Annotated in this window: 25 protein-coding genes and 2 pseudogenes; 24 read left to right on the forward strand and 3 right to left on the reverse strand. The window is 58.8% G+C overall.

Going from position 1 to position 21781, the window contains the following annotated elements:
- Positions 1-53 precede the first annotated feature (53 nt).
- Positions 54-1073 (reverse strand): phage portal protein, encoded by a 1020-nt coding sequence (locus KGB18_RS03195; protein ID WP_223569368.1) that lies wholly within the window; start codon positions 1071-1073, stop codon positions 54-56.
- Positions 1070-2830, reverse strand: a complete 1761-nt coding sequence (locus KGB18_RS03200; RefSeq protein ID WP_223569437.1) for a terminase ATPase subunit family protein — start codon at positions 2828-2830, stop codon at positions 1070-1072. The genes KGB18_RS03195 and KGB18_RS03200 overlap by 4 nt, the downstream gene beginning before the upstream one ends.
- 155 nt (positions 2831-2985) lie before the next feature.
- Between KGB18_RS03200 and KGB18_RS03205 the strand changes: the two genes are divergently transcribed.
- The 12 genes and pseudogenes from KGB18_RS03205 (at position 2986) to KGB18_RS03260 (ending at position 9243) form a co-directional block, all read left to right on the forward strand.
- The gene (locus KGB18_RS03205) at positions 2986-3816 is read left to right on the forward strand and encodes a GPO family capsid scaffolding protein (RefSeq protein ID WP_223569369.1); all 831 of its coding nucleotides are present in this window, start codon (positions 2986-2988) and stop codon (positions 3814-3816) included.
- Between the two features lie 44 nt (positions 3817-3860).
- Positions 3861-4868 (forward strand): phage major capsid protein, P2 family, encoded by a 1008-nt coding sequence (locus KGB18_RS03210; RefSeq protein ID WP_223569370.1) that lies wholly within the window; start codon positions 3861-3863, stop codon positions 4866-4868.
- 11 nt (positions 4869-4879) lie between these two features.
- Complete coding sequence (locus tag KGB18_RS03215; protein ID WP_223569371.1) at positions 4880-5578, forward strand: terminase endonuclease subunit; 699 nt, start codon at positions 4880-4882, stop codon at positions 5576-5578.
- 104 nt (positions 5579-5682) lie between these two features.
- Entirely contained in the window at positions 5683-6144 is a 462-nt protein-coding gene (locus KGB18_RS03220) for a head completion/stabilization protein (protein WP_223569372.1), read from the forward strand.
- A complete protein-coding gene (locus tag KGB18_RS03225; protein WP_223569373.1) occupies positions 6144-6356 on the forward strand; it encodes a tail protein X in 213 nt (70 codons plus the stop codon). The genes KGB18_RS03220 and KGB18_RS03225 overlap by 1 nt, the downstream gene beginning before the upstream one ends.
- Positions 6357-6401: 45 nt before the next feature.
- A complete protein-coding gene (locus KGB18_RS03230) occupies positions 6402-6725 on the forward strand; it encodes a phage holin, lambda family (protein ID WP_223569374.1) in 324 nt (107 codons plus the stop codon).
- Complete coding sequence (locus tag KGB18_RS03235; protein WP_223569375.1) at positions 6722-7564, forward strand: N-acetylmuramidase domain-containing protein; 843 nt, start codon at positions 6722-6724, stop codon at positions 7562-7564. The genes KGB18_RS03230 and KGB18_RS03235 overlap by 4 nt, the downstream gene beginning before the upstream one ends.
- Complete coding sequence (locus KGB18_RS03240; RefSeq protein WP_223569376.1) at positions 7561-7767, forward strand: hypothetical protein; 207 nt, start codon at positions 7561-7563, stop codon at positions 7765-7767. The genes KGB18_RS03235 and KGB18_RS03240 overlap by 4 nt, the downstream gene beginning before the upstream one ends.
- Complete coding sequence (lysB, locus tag KGB18_RS03245; protein WP_223569377.1) at positions 7764-8207, forward strand: Rz-like lysis system protein LysB; 444 nt, start codon at positions 7764-7766, stop codon at positions 8205-8207. Before KGB18_RS03240 ends, lysB begins: the two co-directional genes overlap by 4 nt.
- Positions 8122-8307, forward strand: a pseudogene (gene lysC / locus KGB18_RS03250) (Rz1-like lysis system protein LysC); the annotation flags it as partial. The gene lysB and the pseudogene lysC, both read left to right, overlap by 86 nt.
- Entirely contained in the window at positions 8304-8783 is a 480-nt protein-coding gene (locus tag KGB18_RS03255; RefSeq protein ID WP_223569378.1) for a phage tail protein, read from the forward strand. The pseudogene lysC and the gene KGB18_RS03255, both read left to right, overlap by 4 nt.
- Positions 8776-9243, forward strand: coding sequence for a phage virion morphogenesis protein (locus KGB18_RS03260; RefSeq protein WP_223569379.1), 468 nt, complete (start codon positions 8776-8778; stop codon positions 9241-9243). The genes KGB18_RS03255 and KGB18_RS03260 overlap by 8 nt, the downstream gene beginning before the upstream one ends.
- An 8-nt stretch (positions 9244-9251) precedes the next feature.
- Here the strand turns inward: KGB18_RS03260 and KGB18_RS03265 are convergent, their stop codons facing one another.
- Positions 9252-10361 (reverse strand): hypothetical protein, encoded by a 1110-nt coding sequence (locus KGB18_RS03265; RefSeq protein ID WP_223569380.1) that lies wholly within the window; start codon positions 10359-10361, stop codon positions 9252-9254.
- 116 nt (positions 10362-10477) lie between these two features.
- On the opposite strand from KGB18_RS03265, the gene KGB18_RS03270 reads away from it, so the two are divergent.
- From KGB18_RS03270 to KGB18_RS03325, 12 genes and pseudogenes are all read left to right on the forward strand, one after another.
- Entirely contained in the window at positions 10478-11068 is a 591-nt protein-coding gene (locus tag KGB18_RS03270) for a phage baseplate assembly protein V (protein ID WP_223569381.1), read from the forward strand.
- Positions 11065-11409, forward strand: a complete 345-nt coding sequence (locus KGB18_RS03275; protein ID WP_223569382.1) for a GPW/gp25 family protein — start codon at positions 11065-11067, stop codon at positions 11407-11409. The genes KGB18_RS03270 and KGB18_RS03275 overlap by 4 nt, the downstream gene beginning before the upstream one ends.
- Entirely contained in the window at positions 11406-12317 is a 912-nt protein-coding gene (locus KGB18_RS03280) for a baseplate assembly protein (RefSeq protein WP_223569383.1), read from the forward strand. The genes KGB18_RS03275 and KGB18_RS03280 overlap by 4 nt, the downstream gene beginning before the upstream one ends.
- Positions 12317-12847: pseudogene (locus KGB18_RS03285) on the forward strand (phage tail protein I); the annotation flags it as partial. The gene KGB18_RS03280 and the pseudogene KGB18_RS03285, both read left to right, overlap by 1 nt.
- A gap of 272 nt (positions 12848-13119) precedes the next feature.
- Complete coding sequence (locus KGB18_RS03290) at positions 13120-15333, forward strand: phage tail protein (RefSeq protein WP_223569384.1); 2214 nt, start codon at positions 13120-13122, stop codon at positions 15331-15333.
- Between the two features lie 21 nt (positions 15334-15354).
- Positions 15355-16176: a hypothetical protein gene (locus tag KGB18_RS03295; protein WP_223569385.1), complete on the forward strand. Its 822-nt coding sequence runs from the start codon at positions 15355-15357 to the stop codon at positions 16174-16176.
- A gap of 14 nt (positions 16177-16190) precedes the next feature.
- Positions 16191-16658 carry a hypothetical protein gene (locus KGB18_RS03300; protein WP_223569386.1) on the forward strand — a complete coding sequence of 156 codons (468 nt, stop codon included), beginning with the start codon at positions 16191-16193 and terminating at the stop codon, positions 16656-16658.
- Positions 16659-16816: 158 nt separating this feature from the next.
- Positions 16817-17986, forward strand: coding sequence for a phage tail sheath protein (locus tag KGB18_RS03305; protein ID WP_223569387.1), 1170 nt, complete (start codon positions 16817-16819; stop codon positions 17984-17986).
- 57 nt (positions 17987-18043) lie between these two features.
- Positions 18044-18559 (forward strand): phage major tail tube protein, encoded by a 516-nt coding sequence (locus KGB18_RS03310; RefSeq protein ID WP_223569388.1) that lies wholly within the window; start codon positions 18044-18046, stop codon positions 18557-18559.
- A gap of 50 nt (positions 18560-18609) precedes the next feature.
- A complete protein-coding gene (locus tag KGB18_RS03315; protein WP_223569389.1) occupies positions 18610-18939 on the forward strand; it encodes a phage tail assembly protein in 330 nt (109 codons plus the stop codon).
- 8 nt (positions 18940-18947) lie between these two features.
- Positions 18948-19067: a GpE family phage tail protein gene (locus KGB18_RS03320; RefSeq protein ID WP_003183333.1), complete on the forward strand. Its 120-nt coding sequence runs from the start codon at positions 18948-18950 to the stop codon at positions 19065-19067.
- Positions 19057-21780, forward strand: a complete 2724-nt coding sequence (locus KGB18_RS03325; RefSeq protein ID WP_223569390.1) for a phage tail tape measure protein — start codon at positions 19057-19059, stop codon at positions 21778-21780. The genes KGB18_RS03320 and KGB18_RS03325 overlap by 11 nt, the downstream gene beginning before the upstream one ends.
- Position 21781 lies beyond the last annotated feature (1 nt).

Raw genomic sequence — 21781 nt, forward strand, 5'->3', positions numbered from 1 at the left:
ACATTCTAAAAGATGCATCGAACCGGTGTTGAAGCACCGGTTCGTGGCCTGGCTTACTCGCTGCCGGCAATATCATAAGGTTTGAACTTCACAACATCCTCTCCCAGCCAGTCATTCAGCTGCATCATGCGCGTTTGAATCGGTTCCAATTCGTTCGCCATATAGATCTGTGCCGCTTCCCTTATCGATCCGAACCCGCCCGCGTTTTGCGGAACAATTCCCATCAACTGCGGCGGTATCCGCAGGCTAGCTAACACGTCATCCCGCGTCTGATTCTTGATCGAGTTAAATTCGTCCTTTGCGGCGACCTCGCTGACGGGAATAAGCTGTATGCCGTCCTTCTTTCCCGTTGGCGAGTACACAAATAGATTGCGAAAATTCCCGGGGCCTTTTGACTCTTTGAGCGCCTTGCGCAACGCATCAATATCGGCTTCGGTCTGCGCCGCATCGGTCATGTACAAAATGAAGCCGGCATGGCTTCCGTTCTCGTAGTACTTGCGTCGAAACAAGGTGGCTGACTCATTGAGCAACGCCGACTGCAAGGCACTGATCCATTCCGGCAACCCATAAATCTCCTGGTGCAGATCCGCCTCGCGCAAATGGAAAATAGAGCCTGGTTCGAAGGCATGCTCATTTTTCCAGCCTTGTACCTGATAAAACCGGTTATCTGGCCCAGACCGCATGTACTTCGCCAGTGGCGGCACCAGTTGCCGAGTCCCACCCAGCACCGAGCGTCGGCGTTCCAGATAAGCATTGCCCAAGCACAGTGAATCCAACGCGAACTGCTCAAACGCGGCACGGGAAAACATCGGATGCGGTATGAAGGTTTTACTCAATAAATTGCGCTTAAACATCAATCCCGAGTGCAAATGCACGCTCGCCCCCACCGACCGGGCCAGGCCGTCGAGGGAAAGCGGTGGCTCGTACCAGCGTCCGTTGAACCAGCATTCCAGGTAGTCGAATACCTCCCTGCCACCCAACACCGGCGTCGGCTCGCCAAAGCTGAAGACCTGAGTCCCGGCAGCGGGTTTGATCGCGGGCAGCAGTGCTTGGCTGGCGAGTTGTTCGGTCATGTAAAAATCTCCATCCGCCCAGTATTGGCAGCCGTCTGCCCCTCAAGCGGTTCGTTGTGCAGTGCGTGAAAGAGCGCCCAGGCCAGGTCGGCGTGGCCGGTGTTGTCATTGCGGCCGGCGGTGTAGGTGAACTGGCGGCCACCGGCGGTAATGGTTTTGCGGATGGCCATCAGCGACTGGGCCATATCGGTCCAGCCGGCGTCGAACTCCAGCCGTCCCTTGTGGATAACGTCATATGCTTTGAGCACCAGGCGCGTTTTGACTTCAGGCGAATAGCTGAAGGTGGTGACCGCTGGGAAGAACTGGCGGACCAGCTGGGCCACGCCACTACCCAGACCGGTGACATCGATTCCGATGTAAGTCACCCAGTAGCGGTCGCAAACACCTTTGATCGAGGCGGCTTGGGCAGCGAAGTCCATGCCGCGGAATTGGTGGCGCTCAAGCACACGGAACTTGCCGCCTGGTACCAATGGCGGCGCGCACACCACCAAGCCGGAACAGTCCCCTGTTTCTGCCGGGTCATAGCCGACCCACACCTGACGATCACCGAACGGGCGCATGGCGAACGGCTTGTAGTCCTCAGCCCATTCGACCCAGCTGTCCACCATGCACGGCTGCAATACGGTCAGCGGGAAGATGCTTGCACCGTCGTCCACGAATTCGCACATCAGCAAGTTGGCGAACGCCTCGGGGCTGTACTCGCGGCGTAGCTCTTCGATGTCGAACAGATCACAACCGCCCTGCTCCGCGTCGAGGATTGTGACGATCTGCCGCCACAACCGGTCCTCGCAGAACCGCCCTTGCTGGAGTGCGCCGTGGGACACGTCGACCTTCGTGTGCTGCGCGGCGGGCTTGCCCTTGTTGAAGCGCTCGCCCGTCCAGAAGGTGTAGGCCTCGTGTGCCATGCTCGATGGTGTCGAGAAGTAGGTTTTGCGCCACTTCTTGTGCATCGCCATGCCCGAGGCGACCTTGTTCAGCTCTTCAAACTTGAACGTCCAGAAGAATTCGTCGAAGTAGAAATTGCCGTGGTAGCCCTGAGCGGTACGGGCATTGGTGCCGAGGAAAAATAGCTCGGCGCCGTTCGGCAACACTATGGGATCGCCGGTCAGCTCAACGCCGATCACCTCGCGGGCAAAGGCTTGGATGTAGCCGCGAAACAAGTAAGCCTGGTTCTTCGAGGCTGACAGAAAGATCTGATTGCGCCCGGTATCCAGGGCATCGATAAACGCCTCTCGGGCGAAGTAGTAAGTCGCACCGATTTGCCGACTCTTCAGAATGACGCGGGTGCGTTGATTGCCGGCCCGGTACCAGTCTTTCTGGTAGTCGAAGCAGCCATCGATAAACGCCTCGCGCAGCAGCTCGATCTGGTCTTCGCTGATATCGTTTTTCGGGCTTTTCTTCTTCGGGCCTTCGTTGCGCTTGGCCAGGTTCGGATTGAGTTCGGTTTCGGTACCGCCGCCCTGGAAGCGCTGAATGCGCGCCTGCCGTTCCAGCTGGCGGTGCAGCAGGTCAATCTCCTTGAAGTCGCCGCCGCTCTTATTTTCCTTGAGAATCAGCTGCACCAAGCGCGCTTCCAGCGCCCCGCCGATGCGCTCGACGTTGTCCGCCCGATCCCACTCGTCGCGGGCCTTCCAGCTGTGTAGCGTTTTTTCCTTTTCGCCCGTAGCCTCGGCAATCTCGCAGATGCGCCAACCCATCCAGTAGAGAAACTTGGATTGGCGGCGGGGATCGATGGGCAGCAGTTCGGTCGTAGTCATGGCCGCGATGCTGCCGCCCATGCCTGCGGCTCAATAGCACCGCCCCTTGTACCCTCCACCTCTACAGTCCCGCCTCGTTGCCGCAACTCGCGCGCGTCACGACCATGCCCCTCATTGCAACGCACTTGGCGCCCAACGCATTGAGGATTCCCGGCATGAAGAAATTCCGCAGTAACTGGTTCCGCGTCGCCGTCGAGGGCGCTACCTCGGATAAGCGAACCATCAAACGTGCCTGGCTGGAACAGGCTGCCAAAAACTTCAATCCGTCCACCTACGGCGCCCGAATCTGGCTGGAGCACTTCCGCAGTCTGCTGCCGGACAGTCCATTCAAGGCCTATGGCGATGTGCTGGCGGTGAAGACCGAAGAGATCGACATCAACGGTCAGAAGAAGCTCGCGTTGTTCGCCCAGGTCGAGCCCACCGCTGAACTGATCGCCATGAACAAGGCGAAACAGAAGATCTACACCTCGATCGAAATCGACGACAGTTTCGCGGATACCGGAGAGGCCTACATCGTCGGCCTGGCCGTGACCGACTCGCCGGCCAGCCTGGGCACCGACGTACTGGCGTTCTCGGCGCAGAAGCCGGACGTCAGCCCGTTCAAGGATCGCCACTACTCCGCAACCTCGATGTTCACCGAGGCAGTCGAGACCGAACTGAAGTTCGAAGAGTTCGAGGAGAAGCCTGGCATCGGCGCCCAATTGCTCAGCACCGTGAAAAGCCTGCTGACCGGCAAGCAGACCAAGGATGACGCCGAGTTCTACCAGATCGGCGAAGCGGTCCAGACCATTGCCGAACACGTCAAAGACCTGCCCGACCAGCTGGCCGCCGAGAAGCAATTTTCAGCGGGACTGAAGACTCAGCTCGACCAGGTCAGCACTGAACTGAAAGAGCTGAAGACCAACCTCTCGAACACCCAGGACCATAGCCAGAAGACGCGCCCTCCGGTATCCGGCGGCGATAACCAGGTCGTGACCGACTGCTGACAGTCAGCCCCACCACAGCCCCCGAATAACGAAGGACAATCACCATGCGTAACGATACCCGTAGCCTGTTCAACGCTTACCTGGGCCAGTTGGCCAAGCTGCACGGCGTGCCTGACGTCACGACCAAATTCGCCACTGCCCCGAGCGTCACTCAGACACTCGAAACCCGCATGCAGGAGTCCAGTCAGTTCCTCAGCTCGATCAACATCTACGGCGTCACCGAACAGATGGGCGAAAAGATCGGCATGGGCATCGGCGGACCAAACGCCGGGACCACCGACACCACCCAGAAGGATCGCGAAACGACTGACATCACCACTCTGGATGATCGCGGCTACTTCTGCTCGCAGACCAACTTTGATACCCACCTGCGCTACAGCAAGCTGGATGCCTGGGCCAAGTTCCCCGACTTCCAGGCACGTATTCGTGACGCGATCCTGAAACGCCAGGCGCTGGACCGCATCCTGATCGGCTGGAACGGTACCAGCCGCGCTGCCACCTCAAACCCGGCAACCAATCCACTGCGCCAGGACGTCAACGTCGGCTGGCTGCAAAAGATGCGTACCGAAAACGCCGCACGGGTCATGGATGAAGTGATCGAAGGTTCCGGCAAGATCACCATTGGCGCCGGCAAGAACTTCGCCAACCTCGACGCCCTGGTCTTCAGCATGGTCGAGGAATTTATCGCGCCGTGGTACCAGGAAGACCCGGATCTGGTGGTGATCTGCGGTCGTCAGCTGCTGGCCGACAAGTATTTTCCGATCATCAACAAGGAAAACGCGCCGACTGAAATGCTGGCCGCCGATATCGTCACCAGCCAGAAGCGCCTGGGCAACCTGCCAGCGGTGCGTGTGCCGTACTTCCCGGCCCGCGGTTTGCTGGTAACCAAGCTCGAAAACCTATCGATTTACTGGCAGGAAGGCAGCCGTCGCCGCACCGTCCTCGACAACGCCAAACGCGACCGCGTCGAGAACTACGAATCGGTCAACGACGCTTACGTCATCGAGGACCTGGAATGTGCGTCCCTCGCTGAAAACATCGAAATCGCGTAAGGCAGACGACCATGACTAACCCCTGCCGTCGTCACTTCCAGCGCGTCACTGCCGCCATTGAGGCGGCAGCGACCGAGCCGACCCAAACCATGGCCGGTGCTACCGCATACGAGCATCAGCTGAACCAGTTGCTGCAAGATCGCCTGCGCCTGAAACAGGTCCAGTCGAACCAGGGTAAGGCCGAACTCAAACGTCAGTTGCTGCCCGACTACGTGCCCTATGTGCAGGGCGTGCTTGAAGCCGGCCAAGGTGCGCAGGATGAAGTGCTAACCACCGTGATGGTGTGGCGCATCGATGCCGGCGACTTCACCGGTGGCCTGAACATCGCTGAGTACGTGCTGAAACACAAAATGGTCATGCCCGACCGTTTCGCCCGCACTTTGGGTTGCCTGGTCGCGGAAGAAGTAGCGACGGCAGCGTTCAAGGCCCAAAAGATCAACGAGCCGTTCGACCTGGCCATCCTGCACCGCACCGCAGAACTTACCGAAGCTGAAGACATGCCCGATCAGGCCCGCGCCAAGCTGTTCCTCGCCACTGGCCGCGCCACCCTGGAAGGCATTACCGAAGAGCTGCCAGGGCAACCCGGACAGGTACAGGCTGGCATCGATTTGCTAAAGAAAGCCATCGATCTGCACGACGCCTGCGGTGGCAAAAAGGATCTGGAGCGCGCCGAGCGCCTCCTCAACAAACTCGCTGCCCCCGGCAGCTAACTGAGCGTCCCCACGCACCCCGCCGGCTCGGCGCGGATCGGCCAGGCCGCTCCTCCTGAACGTGAAGCCCCGACCACCGGCGACCTATTGCAGAGCGCAGTTCCATGAGCGGATTCGTAGCGGGCGGCACTGCGCCGACCGAACACATCAACACCGATCCATTCTGGCCATCAATCGACCTGGACAGTGTGCGCGGCACCCTGCGTCTCGATGCCAGCGTCACCCCGATCAGACTGGAAACCGCGACCATCGCCGCCGCCATCAGCATCAACCGGGAGCTCACCAACTGGCGCCTGGCCAAGCAGGCCGACGGATACACCACCCTCACCGATGTCCCGGCCGACAAAGTCAAAGACGTGTCGCAATACATTCACCTGTACCAGCGAGCCATTTACGCCGCGACCGGCGCAGAAATCTGCGAGCGCTACCGCTCCTACGACAGTACCAACAGTGGCAACCAGAACGCCGATGAACTCACACCGAGCATCGACGAGTTGCGCCGAGACCAGCGCTGGGCGGTGCGTGACTTCCTCGGCCTCGGTCGCACTACCGTGGAGTTGATCTGATGGCCGTCATTGTCCGCGCCCATCAAAACGACACCGTCGATGCGCTGTGCTGGCGTCACTACGGTCGCACGGCGGGGGTGACCGAGGCGGTGTTTGAGGCCAACCCTGGTCTGGCCGATCACGGCCCGATATTGCCCCAAGGCCTGGCCGTGCAAATGCCCGAAGCCCAAACGGCCGCCCCTCAACGGCAAATGGTGAACCTATGGGACTGACCCACCAACCCCGCGCCCTTGAAACCACTCACTCTGGACCATGGAATGAAACGCATGCCTGACCGTCCCGATACCTGGGCCTGGCTCGCCGCCTGGCTCGAACAGAACTGGCCAACGCTGTATGCCGGCATCTTGGCCTTGATCATTGCCGCCCTTCGAATCATGTACGGCGGTGGCACGTTGCGGCGTATGGCGATCGAGGCGCCGCTTTGCGGCGCTTTGGCACTCGCCGCCAGCCACGGCTTGTCGTTGCTGGGTATTCCGGCATCCACCGCGCCTTTCTTTGGCGGAGTCATCGGCTTGCTCGGTGTCGAAGGTACCCGCGCCGCAGCAAGGAAGTTTTTCACCCGCAAGGTAGAGCAACTATGACCACACTTCGCCACGGCGACCGTTCGCAAGCGGTGCGCGTCCTGCAAAAGAATCTGAACAATCACGGCGCCAAGTTGATCATCGATGGTGATTACGGTGACGTCACCGAGGCCGCCGTACGCGCTTATCAGTTGAAAGTCGGCCTAGTCGCCGATGGCATCGCCGGCAGCAAGACCCAGACAATGCTCGCCGGCTATGATTGCCAGCAGTTGCTGAAGAATGTCGACCTGGTCAACGCCGCTCAACGTCTCGATGTGCCGCTGGCCAGCGTCTATGCGGTCAACGAGGTTGAATCGAAGGGCAAAGGCTTTCTCGACAATGGCAAGCCGGTGATTCTCTTCGAGCGGCACATCATGTACCACCAGCTGTCGAAGGTTCGACAGGAGGGTGATGACCCCGCCGAGCTCAAGCATCACGCTGATCAACTCGCCGCAACCAACCCGGCCATCGTCAACTCGAAAGCCGGTGGTTATGCCGGCGGTACCGCCGAACATCAACGCCTGGCTACTGCTCGCCTGATCGATGACACCGCCGCACTGGAGTCCGCTTCCTGGGGCGCATTTCAGATCATGGGCTTCCACTGGAAGCGCCTCGGCTATGCCAGCGTGCAGGACTTTGTCACGTCCATGAGCGCGAGCGAATCACAACAGTTCGATGCCTTCGTGCGCTTCATCGAAACCGACCCAGTTCTGTACAAGGCTCTGAAGGCTCGCAAATGGGCTGAGTTCGCCAAGCTCTACAACGGCCCCGACTACCAGCGGAATTTGTATGACATCAAACTTCAGCGCGCTTTTGAACGGCACGCCGGCTGCGACTGTGGCCAGGCGGTGGCGGCATGATCGATCTCGACGCAGTACAACGGTTGAAGGTGCAGGACGGCGAACTGCTGGTGGTGCCGGAGAACACCGAACAGGAGGGTATGGAGCAACTGGCCGAGGCTCTTCACTTTCTGACGCCAGGGTGCAAAGTCATCATCATTCGCGGCCCACTGGAAAAGATGGACGTCGGTGCCATGAACCAGCTGGGCTGGTACCGCGCATGAGCACCCTGCGCCAAGTCCTGTACGGCACCGCCCTGCTCGGTGCCCTGGCGTTGCTGATCTGGAGCCAGGAACAGCGCATCACCGTTGCCGACAAGAACACAGAGTTGGCAACCAAGGATGCGGACGCCGCCCATGAAGAATCCGGCCGCAACCTGTCCACCGCCAATACCCTCCGAATCACCCTGCAACAGGAGCGCGAAGCCCAGACCACCCTGCGCAGCCAGCAGGATCAATTGCGCCAAGGCCTGGCAAAACGCGAACTCACCATTGAGGCTCTGAAACGTGAAAATGCCGAATTACGCGATTGGGCTGATCAGCCTTTGCCTGATGCTGCTCGCCGGTTGCGCGAGCGCCCCACCCTCACCGGCGCCGACGCTTATCGTCAGTGGTTGTCCGGCCGTGGTGCCCTGCACTCTGCCGGCGACCAGTCCACACCGTAACGGCGATCAACTCAGCGACCAGGACCACGTCGAATCCGCCTGGGCGGAATGCGCGGGTCAGGTCGACATGGTTTACCAACATCAACAGGCCAATCCATGAACAAACCCGAAAGCCTGCGCGCTCATCTGTTGGCCACCGTTGCTGAACTCAAACACAACCCCGAGCGACTGCTGATCTTTATCGATAATGGCAAAGTTCGTTGTACTGCTGTGGCCAGCCTCTCATTCGAATACAGCTTCGACCTGCAAGTCATCCTCACCGACTTCGCCGGCCACCCCGACAATGTCATGTTGCCCCTGCTCGGCTGGCTGAGCGTCCATCAATCCGAGCTGCTGGAGAACCTGAACAAGTCCGCCGCCGGCATCCAATTCGAAGCCGACATTCTCGACAACAGTAAAGTCGACCTCAGCCTGACCTTACCGCTGACCGAACGTGTGGTTGTAGGCAAGGACTCCGAAGGCAACACCACCATCAGACATCCTGGTGAACCTCAGCGAGTCGCGGCGTTTCTAGACCCCGCATGGATTCCAGGTGCCCAGGGCACAGGTAGTGAATGGGTAGTCCCGCATGACTAACAGACTGGAAGCGTTGGAAGATTGGGCGGCCGGTCTGCTCGGGCAGTTGGAACCCGCATCACGCAAGAGGCTGGCTAGAAGCCTCGGTCAGGCCTTGCGCCGCAGCCAGCAGCAACGAGTTATCATCCAGCGCAACCCAGACGGTAGCAAGTATGCCCCTCGCAAGCAGCGCAACTTGCGCGGCAAACACGGGCGGGTGAAGCGGAAGGTTCAGATGTTCCAAAAGCTGCGCACCGCTAGCTTTCTCAAGGTTCAGGGTGACGGCAACTCAATCAGCGTTGGTTTCACAGGGCGCATTGCCCGTATTGCGCGGGTGCACCAATACGGGCTGAAGGATCGCGCAGACCGGGGTGCACCAGACGTAAAGTATGATCAACGTGAAGTATTGGGTTTTACCCAGACGGATCTCGAATTGCTCCGCGACGAGCTACTCAAACACATCGTTGGTAGAACCATATAACCCAGAACTTAATGGGGCTTAGACTTCTTCAAAAGACTTCTTACGACCATCTTATTCAACTTGATCATTATTTTTTGTCGTTCATTCCAATCAGCTCTAACTTTTATACTTTGCGCCAAAGGGAGATAAAGACTTTGCAAATAATTCTGCAACTCATACACTTGTGAAACCAAAACTCCCGCAGTCGTGCATTCACTCCCAGTTATTGAGTCAAATTCAATCAACTCATTTTCATCGTCAATCCTGATCACCCGGCCATTCGTCTGCCGGTAAAGTTTCCCTACTCCTGGATATTCCTCCCCCATAGTGTTGTCGACTAAAAACTCATCCTCTTTAGGATCACCACCTAAAAACATCCGCTCTGTCTCTAACGGTGAACTCATCGGCTCCTGCATTATCGGTTGAAAAATATAAACAGAAGGTTTATGCAACGAAAAACGGAGCAACGGATACTTGATTTTTTTTGTAGCGGAAAAGTCACCCAATTGCATATGACCAGCATTTTCTCCGTCAAGCACTAATTCCATTTTAGATGGAAATGGAAAACCACACCGTGCAGAGAATAGAAAATCACTAGAGCAGTTCACAATAAAGATATTGTTAATTCGTAAACCAAAAGCTGAAGGCGCCCCATGAAAAGCTAGTGTCTCGACTCCTCTTGCATTAAGCCCTTGCTCATCTTGAGCCATTGGATATACAGCCAAGAACCTATCTTTTTTACGCAGCCGAGACTTTATGTAAAAAGAAGGATCAATTCCAGTTGGATTGCCTTGCAGCATATGATAATTCAACCACAATCCCACACGAACTTTATCCAGCCAATCGAGCAGAACAAAATAATCTTTAGAACATAGCGCCTTTTTTTCTAATAATGCTTCTATGACAGGTCGCACCTGCCCTTCCAACACTGAAAACTCAGTATTACAAGCCTCGCAAGCCGGAGTTACCAAGGAAGTCCAATCAAAAGAAATCTCTTTTTGTTTTTTATAATTAAAACCTATTGTGACTACCCTACGAGGATCCCCAGTCATTTTTAGTAACCACTGCGGCAACACGTGTTCTTTATTTTTTGACTCTGGTGGATTACCGCAAAAAACACAAAATTTTACATCGGTCATTTCGTCGCCTGCTTTTATTCACGCATATAAGATTATCTAACATGTGATCCTGTAGACCAGTATTCTACAAGGCGCGGTAGATGTAGTCGCCTGCGCGCGGCGTCACCATCGGCGCCATGAATGATCTAGCCACCCTCGCCCGCCTGATTGAAAATCTCATCCGCTTCGGCACCATCGCCGAAGTCCAGATGAAGCCCCCGCGTGTGCGCGTCAATACTGGAACGCTGACCACTGCCTGGCTGCCGTGGATCGCCTTGCGCGCCGGTGCCGATAAAGAATGGGACCCGCCAACAGTCGACGAGCAAGTCATTCTGTTCAGCCCATCCGGTCAGCTGGGCAACGGCATTGCCCTGACCGGCATCTTCAGTGACCTCAATCCGGCCAATGGCGATCGCCCTGGTCTACATCGCCGCACCTATCACGACGGCACCGTCATCGAGTACGACAGCGTTGCTCACCACCTCAGCGCCGTGCTGGTGGAAGGCGGTACCACGGACTTGATCAGCAGCGGCGGTATTCACATCGTTGGGCCGATCACCCACGAAGGTGACTACACGCAGACCGGCAATTACACCCAGGAAGGCAATCAAGCCATCACTGGAAAAGTCATCGTGACGGATGACGTTGTGGCAGCCGACATCAGCCTGGTCAACCACCCGCACGGCGACGTGATGCCAGGCAGCGGAAAAACGGGGAGACCGGAATGAACCGAGAAACCGGCGCCGCGATCGACACCGTCGAACATATCGTCCAGTCGACCACCGACATCCTGACCACTCGCCTCGGCACCCGCGTGATGCGCCGGGAGTACGGCAGCTTGCTGCCGGAGCTGGTCGACCATCCGTTCAATGACGTCACTCGCCTGCGCGTCTATGCCGCCACCGTCATGGCCCTGATGCGCTGGGAACCCCGAATTACCCTCAGCCGCGTGCAGTTCCAGGGTGCCACGTTGCAAGGCCAGACGGTGATGGACATCGAATGCAGCCGTGTGGACACCAACGAGCCGTTGAGTCTTAGCGTCCCGCTGCAGCTGGGGGCCAGCGTATGAGTACCTTTGTCGCCATCGACCTGGCTCAGCTGCCGGCACCGCAGATCGTCGAACAGATCGATTTCGAGCAGATCCTTGCCGAGCGCAAGGCCTACGCGATCAGCCTCTGGCCAGTCGAAGAACAGGCCGAAATCGCTGCACGCCTTGCGCTGGAGTCGGAGCCGCTGACCAAGCTGCTCCAGGAGAACGCCTACCGCGAGACGGTCTGGCGTCAGCGTGTCAATGAGGCGTCCGTTGCCAACATGCTGGCCCTGGCCAAAGGCACCGATCTCGAAAACATCGCGGCGAATTACAACGTCGCACGCCTGGTCGTTCAGGAAGCCAAGCCATCCGCGATACCGCCAATCCCCCGGGTGATGGAGAGTGACGACAGCCTGCGCGAGCGTGCGCAAATGGCCTGGGAAGGTCTGAGCACCGCAGGCTCCCGCAACAGCTACATCTTTCATGCTCGCTCGGCAGATGGCCAAGTGGCTGACGCAACCGCTGAAAGCCCTGCACCTGCCGCAGTGGTGGTGATCGTGCAATCGCTGCTCGGCGACGGTACTGCCTCGTCTGCGCTGCTGGCCAGGGTCAAAACGCACCTGAGTGACGAGGATCGCCGCCCGTTAGCCGATCGGCTGACCGTTCGGGGCGCCGACATCATTAACTACCAGGTGAAAGCCAAGCTCTACATGCTGAGCAATGGACCCGAGGGCGAGCTCGCTCTTGCAGCGGCGAAGACACGCCTGTTGAAGTTCGTGAACCAGCGCCGTCGCCTTGGGCTTGAAGTGTCCGAATCCATCGTGCACGCCTCGCTGCACGTTGAAGGCGTGCGCAAGGTCGTGCTGCAAAACTGGCAAGACATTGTTGCCACCCCCTACCAGGCCCCGTTTTGCACGGACATCGATTTATCCCTGGGGGGTGAGTGATGACCGCCCAAACCCTGCTCCCGCGCAATGTCACCCCACTTGAACGCCAGGCCGCCCAAGCCTTGGCAGACATCCAGCGTGTGCCGATTCCTTTGCGCCAGCTGTACAACCCGGACCTGTGTCCGCAGCACCTGCTGCCCTACCTGGCATGGGCTTTCTCGGTCGATCGCTGGGACCCTCGATGGTCCGAGGCAGCCAAGCGCACGGCCATCCGCGCGTCGTTCTACATCCATGCGCGCAAAGGCACTCTGGGCGCGCTGCGCCGTGTGGTCGAGCCGCTGGGCTACCTGATCGAGGTGGAGGAATGGTGGCAGACCGTACCGGAGCGTGAACCCGGCACCTTTGCGCTGAAGGTCGAGGTTCTGGATACCGGCATCACCGAAGAAATGTACCAGGAGCTGACCCGGCTCATTGATGACGCCAAGCCGGTTAGTCGGCACATGACTCGCCTCGCCTTTGGTTTGGAAACCACAGCCGCTCTCTGGTTCGGTGCCTGCGCTGTCGAGGGCGAAGTCACTACGATTTACCCGCTGCACGTCACGTTATTGGAACTCACCTGCACGGCTCGGGACGCGACGAGTGTCGCGGTCACCACCGAAATGACCACGCTTTATCCGCTTCAACCCACGTTGCTGGAACAGCATGCCTATCCCGCCCGGGAGGCGGTCGGCGGTGACTCTGGCGAACAAACGACTATCCACCCCCTGCACGTCACCGCGCTGGAACAACAGGCCGAACCGGCCTATCAGTCCATCGCCGTGGACGCGGGTGAATTGACCACTATCTACCCGTTGGAGGCGTGATGGCAGCGCAAGAGTTCTATACGATTTTGACCAAGGCCGGCATTCAATATGAAGCCGAGTGCAAGGCCACTGGGAAGCCGATCAAGCTGGTGAAGATGAGCGTCGGTGACGGGAATGGCGCCTCCTACAACCCCGTCGATACGCAAGTCGCCTTGAAACGTAAAGTCTGGGAAGGCAGCTTCAGCAACCTGTATCAAGACAAAACAAACACGGCATGGCTGGTGGTCGAAGCGATCATCCCTCAGAACGTCGGTGGCTTCTGGATTCGTGAAGTTGCCGTCTGGACGGACACCGGTGTTCTGTACGCTATCGGCAAATACCCTGAGTCGTTCAAGCCGCTCATTGCCACCGGTGCCGGTCGCGAAATCAACATTCGCACCATCTTCACCACCAGCAATGCCGACAACGTGACGTTGATGCTCGACGGCTCTGTCATTCAGGCGACTCGCGCTTGGGTGAAAGAGTTTGTCGAAGTCGAATTGGCCAGCATTAAAAAGGACCTATCGGCCGAACATGCGGAAGGCAAAACTCATAACTACCCGCTGACCAATTTCATCGAAACAGACTGGGTCGCCGAGTCGAGCCAGTCGGAATACCTGGCTGAAATTTTCCGGACCTTTGGCCAGTCCGGTGTTTTGGGCAGTCGCCAGTACGGTTCTGCCGGTACCGAGTCATTCAACCGAACGTTCGACGGCGCCTATTCGGCCATCAACCTACACAACCATCCCAACCTACTGGCTACTCCAGGACTGGGTGAAATCGCGGCCATGATCAACGGCCATATGGTCAGGACGCGGCATAACGACTACCGCCTGCGCAGCGCTGCGCCGGGTAACTACCTGGCAATGGTGGACATTGCTCCACCAGCAGCACCCGCGTCGGTGAATGCGGCGGTTGGCATTCCCGCGAAGGTCGCAGAAATGCGCGAATACTTTCGGGCCTTTGCTACGCGTGATACGGAGATTCGTGACTACCGGCCACATTTTCGCTGGAACCTGTCGGTGCTAGAAATCTGGCCGGAGCTGTTGACAGATGAGGTGAACGACACGTTTGAAAGCTTCCGCCATCTGGAGGAAATCAACGGTTATCGCGATCTGTTGACGCGGACCTTTTTGATGGGCGCCACCGGCTACAGCGGCCGAAATGAAAACGGATCATTTATCCCCGGCTCGGTACGGCAAGTTTCCAAGACTGGGCGGCCGCAGTACGTGGCCTGGCGCTACCGTATATCGGTCGCGGACGTGGGCAGTGTGGGGGATTACCCCGTGGAAAAACTCCTCACCCCGCTCGATCTGCCGTTGCAGCGTTGGCACGCAAACCTTACGGGGCCGCAGGTGGCGACAAGCCGCCGTCAGCGGTGGCGTATCAACCGTGAGCTATCGGCCGATCCTACCTGGGGCGCGTACAACGAATCCCCAACAATCGACCTACTCGATGAACTGATGGCCAAGGTTCCGGGGCTGAACGGCGCCGGGGCGAACCTAGTCGAGCAGTACACGGACAGCGGCGTGGTGACCAAGCTGACCAAGTGGGACAGCGCCGAGCTGTTGAACGCGGCTTACTACAACCGCCGGTATGGGCACGAGCGTAACGCCAGCGGCCGCACCAAGGGCCTGCGTAGTTACAACGATCCAACGTTGTTCGTTGCGTCCAACACCCGCCCCGAGGTGGCATCGTTTGCGGCGGATGGCCAAACCTATCGCAACAGCTATGCGATTCCGTTGGAGCTGATTTTGCGTACCCCGCTGGAGGGCTGGAACCCTTACGGCATCGCCACGGTAAATGCCGCGGTCGGCGATGGTGCAACTGCGCAAACCGCCTGGACTGGACGCAGCGATAACTCTCGGCACTACCTCACGCCGGCCGAGATGTTCTCTGACACGGTGTTAGATCCCGATCCGGCAGATACAGGGGCGAGCCCGCGCTGGGTATTGGATAGCGCCGGAACGCCTCGGCTTGTACGCGCCTCGGGCATCTACGCGGTGCTGCCGAAAATCGAGGGCGCCGGCGGGTTGTACCTGCGCTACCCGGTTTATCCGATGTACCACGAAGGGGGCTGGGCAGCAGCAGCGGTCGATGCCCTGGCGGGCGACTGCACCACCAGCTTGGTGAATTTGATGCGCGGCTACATGACGCAAAAAGAATCGATCGCGGAAATGGGTGAGTCGATCCAGGTGCTTAAAAACGAAGTTTCGCAACTTAAACAGAAATAAAGCAGGGGAATCATTATGGGCATGTCGGCACTGCTGGCTGAGGCTACTCGCCTTGTTGCAATGTTTCAGGACAAAGAGAAGAGCATTAAAGACGCCGTGGCCGCTGCGATAAGTGCGGTCCCGGCGATGAACAAGACTTACTACGTGAACGCTATTACTGGCGATGATGCCGCCGGCACGGGCGACAAACTCAAACCGTTTAAAACGGTTGCGAAGGCCGTGAACACCATTCCTTACGGCGGTGGTGGTTACGTCCGGTTGTCTGGTCATGAACATGTGATCGAGAGTTTGATTTTCGTCGCATCCAAGAACCTGACAATTACTGTCACCGAGGGTGAGACGGTGATGCCCACCCTGCGCAACATTTGCGTGCAGGCAAACGGGGCTGACGGCGCGGGGAATCAGGACAACTCGACCACCGGTTTTATGCTGGACAGTTCCACCGTTGTTTTGGGGAGCATCCGCATTCGCACGGCCAACTATTCGAAGCCCGAGTCAACGACAAACAACGTCTACACGGGTTTCTTCCGTCGCTATGACCGTCCGATGGGCATGGTTCATGTGACAGGGTGTGAGATCGAGCTGGGCGATACCGCGCTGACTCGTCACACGATCAACGGGCAAACCGGCATTGTCTCGCTGTACTTGAACAAGATCAGCCGCGTGGGTCCGGTGGTTAAAAACACGCCATTAATCGAAACGGCCGGTAGTCCGATTATTTTTGCGGCGCAATCCAATACCTTGCCGGCTGGCGCGAAATGGTCGGGTGACTATTTGACTGGCGTTGTTTTTGACTCCAATGGCGCGACCAGAAGTGTCGTTACTAACGTAAACCTTGTTTAAATCGGTGACTAAATATGCGGCTTAATTTCACATATGAAGGGCAGTTTTATTCGGCGTTTACCGTCGAGGATGCGTTGACGGTAGGAGTCCCGGTGTTGGTGCTGGCGGGGGCTGCGGCTGAGCAGGTTCAGAAAGGGATTGATGCGGCTGTGGCGCAGGCGCGTGCACGCAATGCAACGCGGATCGATGGCCAGGATGCAATGTATTTGCTCAAGGCGAATGAAGCCGAGCGCTATATTGCGGCCGGCTCGCCAGCGGATGCCAGCGACTACGTGTTGCTCAAGGCAGAAGCAGAGGCTTTGCAGATCACCCCGCAAGCGCAGGCAAACAGAGTGATTGAAGCCCGTGATTCCTGGCTGGCGGTGGCGGCTCGCATCGAGGCAGCCCGCATCGGCGGCAAGGCGTCTTTGGCGGCGCTGACAACGGTCGAAGCGGTGGTCGCCGCTGGCGAATTGGTGATCGCTGAGCTGGACGCGATTTAACTTTTCCTTGCTCCAACCCTGGGCCGTCAAAGCGGTCCAGGAGAAAAGATCAACACTTCTCCCTGTAATCCCCGCTCTCACAATCTCCAGTGCTCGCCGATCAGGCGCGCACGCGGCAGCCTGCGCACTGTCATCCCATTCACTGCGCAGGCAAACCCATGGCCGATTATCTCCACGGCGTGCGGGTCATCGAACTCAACGACGGCACCCGCCCCATCCGCACCATCCCCACCGCTGTTATCGGCATGGTTTGCACGGCCGAAGACGCTGATGCCAATGCTTTCCCACTGGACACACCGGTTTTGCTGACCAACGTGCAATCCGCTATTGCCAAGGCCGGTACCAAGGGCACGCTGGCAGCCTCTCTCCAAGCCATTGCCGACCAGACCAAGCCCTACGTGATTGTGGTGCGCGTCAAGGAAGGGGCAACCGAAGCAGCAACCACCAGCGCGTTAATCGGCACCACCACCGCAGATGGCAAGTACACCGGCATGAAAGCCCTGCTCGCCGCTAAGGCCAAGGTCGGTATGGTGCCTCGCATCCTCGGCGTGCCAGGCCTCGACAGCCAACCGGTGGCCACCGCCCTGGTCAGCATTGGCCAGCAGTTGCGCGCCTTCAACTATGTCAGCGCCTGGAACTGCAAAACCAAGGAAGAGGCCGTCGCCTACCGCGAAAACTTCGGCGCCCGGGAAGTGATGGTGATCTGGCCGGACTTCCAGAACTGGAACACCGTGACCAGCGCGACTGTGAAGGCATCGGCCATTGCCCGCGCGCTTGGTCTGCGGGCCAAGATCGACCAAGAGGTGGGCTGGCACAAAACCCTGTCCAACGTGGCCGTCAACGGCGTCACCGGGATCAGTGCCGACGTGTTCTGGGATCTGCAAAACCCCGCCACGGACGCCAACTACCTCAACAGCAACGAAGTCACCACCCTCATCAATGAGGGCGGTTTCCGCTACTGGGGCAGCCGGACGTGCAGCGACGATCCGTTGTTCGCCTTCGAGAACTACACACGCACCGCGCAGATCCTCGCCGACACGATGGCCGAGGCGCAAATGTGGGCCATCGACAAGCCGATGAATCCGTCCCTGGTGCGCGACATGATCGAGAGCATCAATGCCAAATTCCGCGAACTGATCGCCTCAGGCTATCTGATCGGCGGCAGTTGCTGGTACCCGGAAGACATCAACGACAAGGACACCCTTAAGGCCGGCAAGCTGTTCCTCGACTACGACTACACACCCGTGCCACCGCTGGAAGACCTCACTCTGCGGCAGCGCATCACTGACCGTTACCTGATCAACTTCGCCAACAAGATCAACAGCTGAACCGGACCTCCCCTGAGGGGGAATTGACCCCGCGCCTGCGTACCGGAGAACACCGCCATGGCCATGCCTCGCAAACTGAAAAACCTGAACCTCTTCAACGACGCCAACAGCTACGTCGGCGTGGTGAAGACGGTCACCCTGCCCCCGCTCGGCCGCAAGATGGAAGCCTATCGCGGCGGCGGTATGAACGGCCCCGTCAAGGCTGACCTCGGCTTCTCCGACGACGGCATCCAGTTCGAATGGAAGACCGGTGGGCTAGATCTGATTTCCCTGCGCCAGTTCGGCGCCGTCAACGCCGCCGGCATTGGCCTGCGCTTCGCCGGCTCGTTCCAGCAGGACGACACCGGCGAAGTCAGCGCGGTGGAGGTCGTATTGCGCGGCCGTCACGAAACCATCGAGATGGGCGACGCCCAGCCCGGTGAAGACACCGAACACAGCATCACCACCACCTGCACCTACTACAAGCTGATCGTTGATAACGAAGAAATCATCGAGATCGACTTGCTCAACTTCATCGAGAAGGTCAACGGCGTGGACATGTTGGAAAAACAGCGCACCGCCATAGGCCTTTGACCCTACACCGCCCCGCCCGGGGCGGATAACCCTGCACCCTGGAGCCTCCCATGAAATCCGAAGAAACCCTCGAAACCTTGCCAGCAGCCGACGACAACACCGTCACCCTCGACACGCCGATCATCCGTGGCAAAACCAGCATCGACACCCTCACCCTGCGCAAACCGCAGTCTGGCGAGCTGCGTGGCGTTCACCTGGTAGACCTGTTGAACCTGGACGTCGCCTCCCTGCTCAAGGTGCTGCCACGCATCACATCCCCAGGCATTACCGCGCCGGAAGCCGCAGGTATGGATCCTGCCGACCTGCTCGCCTGTGGCAACAAGGTCGCTCATTTTTTGTTGCAGAGATCGGTGAAGACGGACGCATCCCTCGTTGCGTAGAGGACGCTATGGCCGACCTGGCCGTGGTCTTTCACTGGGCGCCGGCTGATATGGATCAGTTGGGCTTGCAAGAACTGATGGAGTGGCGCGAGCGCGCCAGGGTGCGGAGTTCCACCGATGGCGAATGACTTAAAACTTCAGGTATTGCTCAACGCCATCGACCGTGCGAGCGGACCTCTGAAGGCCATCGACAAGGGCAGCATCGGCGCCGCTCGCGCACTCAAGGAGGCGCGTGACCGCCTCAAGGAACTCAACGCCCAGCAAAAGGACGTAAGCGCCTGGCGCACCCAGCGCGCTGCCGCCGAGCAGACAGAACAAGCCCTCACCGCTGCTCGCGACAAGGTTCGGGTACTCAGTAAACAGTTCGCCGCCACCGGTGTTCCGACCAAGGGCATGGCCAAGGATTTCCGCTCCGCCGTTCGCGAAGCGCAGAAACTCAAGGAACAGCACCAACAGCAGAGCGAACAACTTCAGACACTGCGCACGAAACTGTACAGCGCTGGTATCAGCACCAAGGACCTCGGCGCTCACGAACGTCAGCTGCGTGAGCAGATTGGTGCCACCAACACCAGCATCAGCGAACAGGGCAAGCGATTGGTCGCGCTGAACGCACAGCAAAAACGCCTGGCAATCGAACGCAGCAAGATGGAAAAGACCCAGAGCTTGGCCGGCAACATGGCTGTGAACGGTGCCGGTGGACTGGGTGCGGGCTATGCGGCGAGCCGTCCGATTGCCAAGGCGATTGGAGCGTTTTCGCCGAACGAAGACTCGGCTACGCAGTTGAAGGTTTCGATGATGGACGGCACCGGCAAGGTCGCCGAGGACTTCAAAAAGATCACCGACCTTGCCACCAAACTGGGCGACCGTCTGCCCGGTACCACGGCTGACTTTCAGGAAATGATGACGATGCTCCGGCGCCAGGGCTTGAGCGCGCAGAGCATTCTTGGCGGTACCGGTGAGGCGGCGGCGTACCTAGGCATTCAACTGAAAATGCCGGTGGCCGAAGCGGCCGAATTCGCGGCCAAGATGCAGGATGCCACCCGTACCACCGAGAAGGACATGATGGCGCTGATGGATACCATCCAGCGCGGTTTCTATTCGGGCGTTGACCCGACCAACATGCTCCAGGGCTTCAGCAAAATCGCGCCGGTGATGGACACCATCAAAAAGTCGGGCATCGACGCAGCCAACGAACTGGCGCCGCTCCTGGTCATGATGGACCAGGCCGGCATGGAAGGCGGCGCCGCCGGTAACGCCTACCGGAAGATTTTTCAGGCGGGCTTGGACAGGGACAAGGTCGACGACGTCAACAAGATCCGCCAGTTGAAGGGCCAAAAGATCCAGTTCAGTTTCACCAACAAAGACGGCAACTTCGCCGGTCTGGAGAACCTCTTCGCCCAGGTCGAAAAGCTCAAGGCGCTCAACGACGAAGACCGCACGGAAACCATCAAGGATCTGTTCGGTGACGACTCCGAAACCATGACCACCCTGAACACCATGATGAACAAGGGGCTGGCGGGTTACAAAGAGGTCCAACAGAAGCTTCAGAACCAGGCCGACCTGCGCACGCGTGTCAACGAACAGCTCAGCACCCTGACCAACGTCATGGAAGCCGCCGAGGGCAGCTTCACCAATGCCATGGCTGAGTTTGGTGCCGCCGTTGCACCCGAACTGAAAGAGCTGATCAGCACGTTGGGCGAGATGGCCAATAAGGTGGGTGCCTGGGCCAGGGAGAATCCGAAACTCGCCGGTGGCTTGGTCAAGGTCGTGGCGCTCGTGGCCGGTCTATCGTTTGTGTTTGGTGGCTTGGCACTGACTCTGGCGAGTCTGCTCGGCCCATTTGCCGTGGTTCGCTACGGCATGGCCATGTTCGGTATGCAGGGTGGTGGCACGCTGCGGGTGATGCAGAAGCTCGCCCCCACGCTGACCGGTCTGGCACGCAGCGCCTTCCCAATGCTCGCGCAAGGGGTTCGGCTGTTGGCCAGCACCATAGGCGGTGCCCTGCTGACCGCATTGCGCACCGTGAGCATTGCGCTCTGGGGCCTGGCGGCTAACCCCGTAGTGCTCGCCATCGCGGCCGTAGTCGCGGTACTCGCTGGCGCGGCCTACCTAATTTATAAAAATTGGGATGCGGTGAAACTCTACTTCGCCAACGCCTGGACCGAAATCAAAGCCGGCTTCAGCGGCGGCATTGGCGGGATCCTCAACACCCTCGCCAACTTCAGCCCCATCGGCCTGATCTACCAGGCTTTCGCCGGCGTGCTGAGTTACCTGGGCATGGACTTGCCGAGCCGCTTCACCGAGTTCGGCAACATGATCGTCAACGGCCTGGTCAACGGCTTGCTGGCCGGGCTGGGGCAAATAAAAAGCGCCGTCAGCTCAGTTGCCGACTCGGCCATCAGCATGTTCAAGGAAAAACTCGGTATCCACAGCCCGTCCCGCGTGTTCACCGCGCTGGGCGGATTCACCATGGCCGGTCTGACTCAAGGTCTGGAAGGTGGTCAGGGCGGCCCGCTGGGCGCCATCACCGACATGGGCAAGCAAGTCGTGTCAGCTGGCAAGCAGGCACTCGGCGCCATGGCCGGGCCGCTGGGTGCCATCGGGTTGCCGCAACTGCCTACTGGGGCCGCTGCATCGTCTTCAGTGTCGGTCGATGATCGGTCGCCGATCAGTCCGGCGCCCGCCGCCGCTTATGACAGCCACGACAACTACGAAATCAACATTCACACCACTCCGGGCATGGACGCACAGATGATCAGCCGCGCCGTTCGTGCGGAGCTGGCCCGCATCGCCAGCGAAAAAAGCGCCCGCCAGCGCAGCAAACTGTCCGACCTGGAGTAAC

It is taken from the genome of Pseudomonas sp. BF-R-26 (assembly GCF_019947395.1).
Taxonomy (GTDB): domain Bacteria; phylum Pseudomonadota; class Gammaproteobacteria; order Pseudomonadales; family Pseudomonadaceae; genus Aquipseudomonas; species Aquipseudomonas farris.

What these genes read in the sequence shown, in the direction of transcription:
- KGB18_RS03195 (WP_223569368.1), bottom strand. Translation starts at nt 1,073, where the DNA reads ATGACCGAACAACTCGCCAGCCAAGCACTGCTGCCCGCGATCAAACCC.
- KGB18_RS03200 (WP_223569437.1), bottom strand. Translation starts at nt 2,830, where the DNA reads ATGACTACGACCGAACTGCTGCCCATCGATCCCCGCCGCCAATCCAAG.
- KGB18_RS03205 (WP_223569369.1), top strand. Translation starts at nt 2,986, where the DNA reads ATGAAGAAATTCCGCAGTAACTGGTTCCGCGTCGCCGTCGAGGGCGCT.
- KGB18_RS03210 (WP_223569370.1), top strand. Translation starts at nt 3,861, where the DNA reads ATGCGTAACGATACCCGTAGCCTGTTCAACGCTTACCTGGGCCAGTTG.
- KGB18_RS03215 (WP_223569371.1), top strand. Translation starts at nt 4,880, where the DNA reads ATGACTAACCCCTGCCGTCGTCACTTCCAGCGCGTCACTGCCGCCATT.
- KGB18_RS03220 (WP_223569372.1), top strand. Translation starts at nt 5,683, where the DNA reads ATGAGCGGATTCGTAGCGGGCGGCACTGCGCCGACCGAACACATCAAC.
- KGB18_RS03225 (WP_223569373.1), top strand. Translation starts at nt 6,144, where the DNA reads ATGGCCGTCATTGTCCGCGCCCATCAAAACGACACCGTCGATGCGCTG.
- KGB18_RS03230 (WP_223569374.1), top strand. Translation starts at nt 6,402, where the DNA reads ATGAAACGCATGCCTGACCGTCCCGATACCTGGGCCTGGCTCGCCGCC.
- KGB18_RS03235 (WP_223569375.1), top strand. Translation starts at nt 6,722, where the DNA reads ATGACCACACTTCGCCACGGCGACCGTTCGCAAGCGGTGCGCGTCCTG.
- KGB18_RS03240 (WP_223569376.1), top strand. Translation starts at nt 7,561, where the DNA reads ATGATCGATCTCGACGCAGTACAACGGTTGAAGGTGCAGGACGGCGAA.
- lysB (WP_223569377.1), top strand. Translation starts at nt 7,764, where the DNA reads ATGAGCACCCTGCGCCAAGTCCTGTACGGCACCGCCCTGCTCGGTGCC.
- KGB18_RS03255 (WP_223569378.1), top strand. Translation starts at nt 8,304, where the DNA reads ATGAACAAACCCGAAAGCCTGCGCGCTCATCTGTTGGCCACCGTTGCT.
- KGB18_RS03260 (WP_223569379.1), top strand. Translation starts at nt 8,776, where the DNA reads ATGACTAACAGACTGGAAGCGTTGGAAGATTGGGCGGCCGGTCTGCTC.
- KGB18_RS03265 (WP_223569380.1), bottom strand. Translation starts at nt 10,361, where the DNA reads ATGACCGATGTAAAATTTTGTGTTTTTTGCGGTAATCCACCAGAGTCA.
- KGB18_RS03270 (WP_223569381.1), top strand. Translation starts at nt 10,478, where the DNA reads ATGAATGATCTAGCCACCCTCGCCCGCCTGATTGAAAATCTCATCCGC.
- KGB18_RS03275 (WP_223569382.1), top strand. Translation starts at nt 11,065, where the DNA reads ATGAACCGAGAAACCGGCGCCGCGATCGACACCGTCGAACATATCGTC.
- KGB18_RS03280 (WP_223569383.1), top strand. Translation starts at nt 11,406, where the DNA reads ATGAGTACCTTTGTCGCCATCGACCTGGCTCAGCTGCCGGCACCGCAG.
- KGB18_RS03290 (WP_223569384.1), top strand. Translation starts at nt 13,120, where the DNA reads ATGGCAGCGCAAGAGTTCTATACGATTTTGACCAAGGCCGGCATTCAA.
- KGB18_RS03295 (WP_223569385.1), top strand. Translation starts at nt 15,355, where the DNA reads ATGTCGGCACTGCTGGCTGAGGCTACTCGCCTTGTTGCAATGTTTCAG.
- KGB18_RS03300 (WP_223569386.1), top strand. Translation starts at nt 16,191, where the DNA reads ATGCGGCTTAATTTCACATATGAAGGGCAGTTTTATTCGGCGTTTACC.
- KGB18_RS03305 (WP_223569387.1), top strand. Translation starts at nt 16,817, where the DNA reads ATGGCCGATTATCTCCACGGCGTGCGGGTCATCGAACTCAACGACGGC.
- KGB18_RS03310 (WP_223569388.1), top strand. Translation starts at nt 18,044, where the DNA reads ATGGCCATGCCTCGCAAACTGAAAAACCTGAACCTCTTCAACGACGCC.
- KGB18_RS03315 (WP_223569389.1), top strand. Translation starts at nt 18,610, where the DNA reads ATGAAATCCGAAGAAACCCTCGAAACCTTGCCAGCAGCCGACGACAAC.
- KGB18_RS03320 (WP_003183333.1), top strand. Translation starts at nt 18,948, where the DNA reads ATGGCCGACCTGGCCGTGGTCTTTCACTGGGCGCCGGCTGATATGGAT.
- KGB18_RS03325 (WP_223569390.1), top strand. Translation starts at nt 19,057, where the DNA reads ATGGCGAATGACTTAAAACTTCAGGTATTGCTCAACGCCATCGACCGT.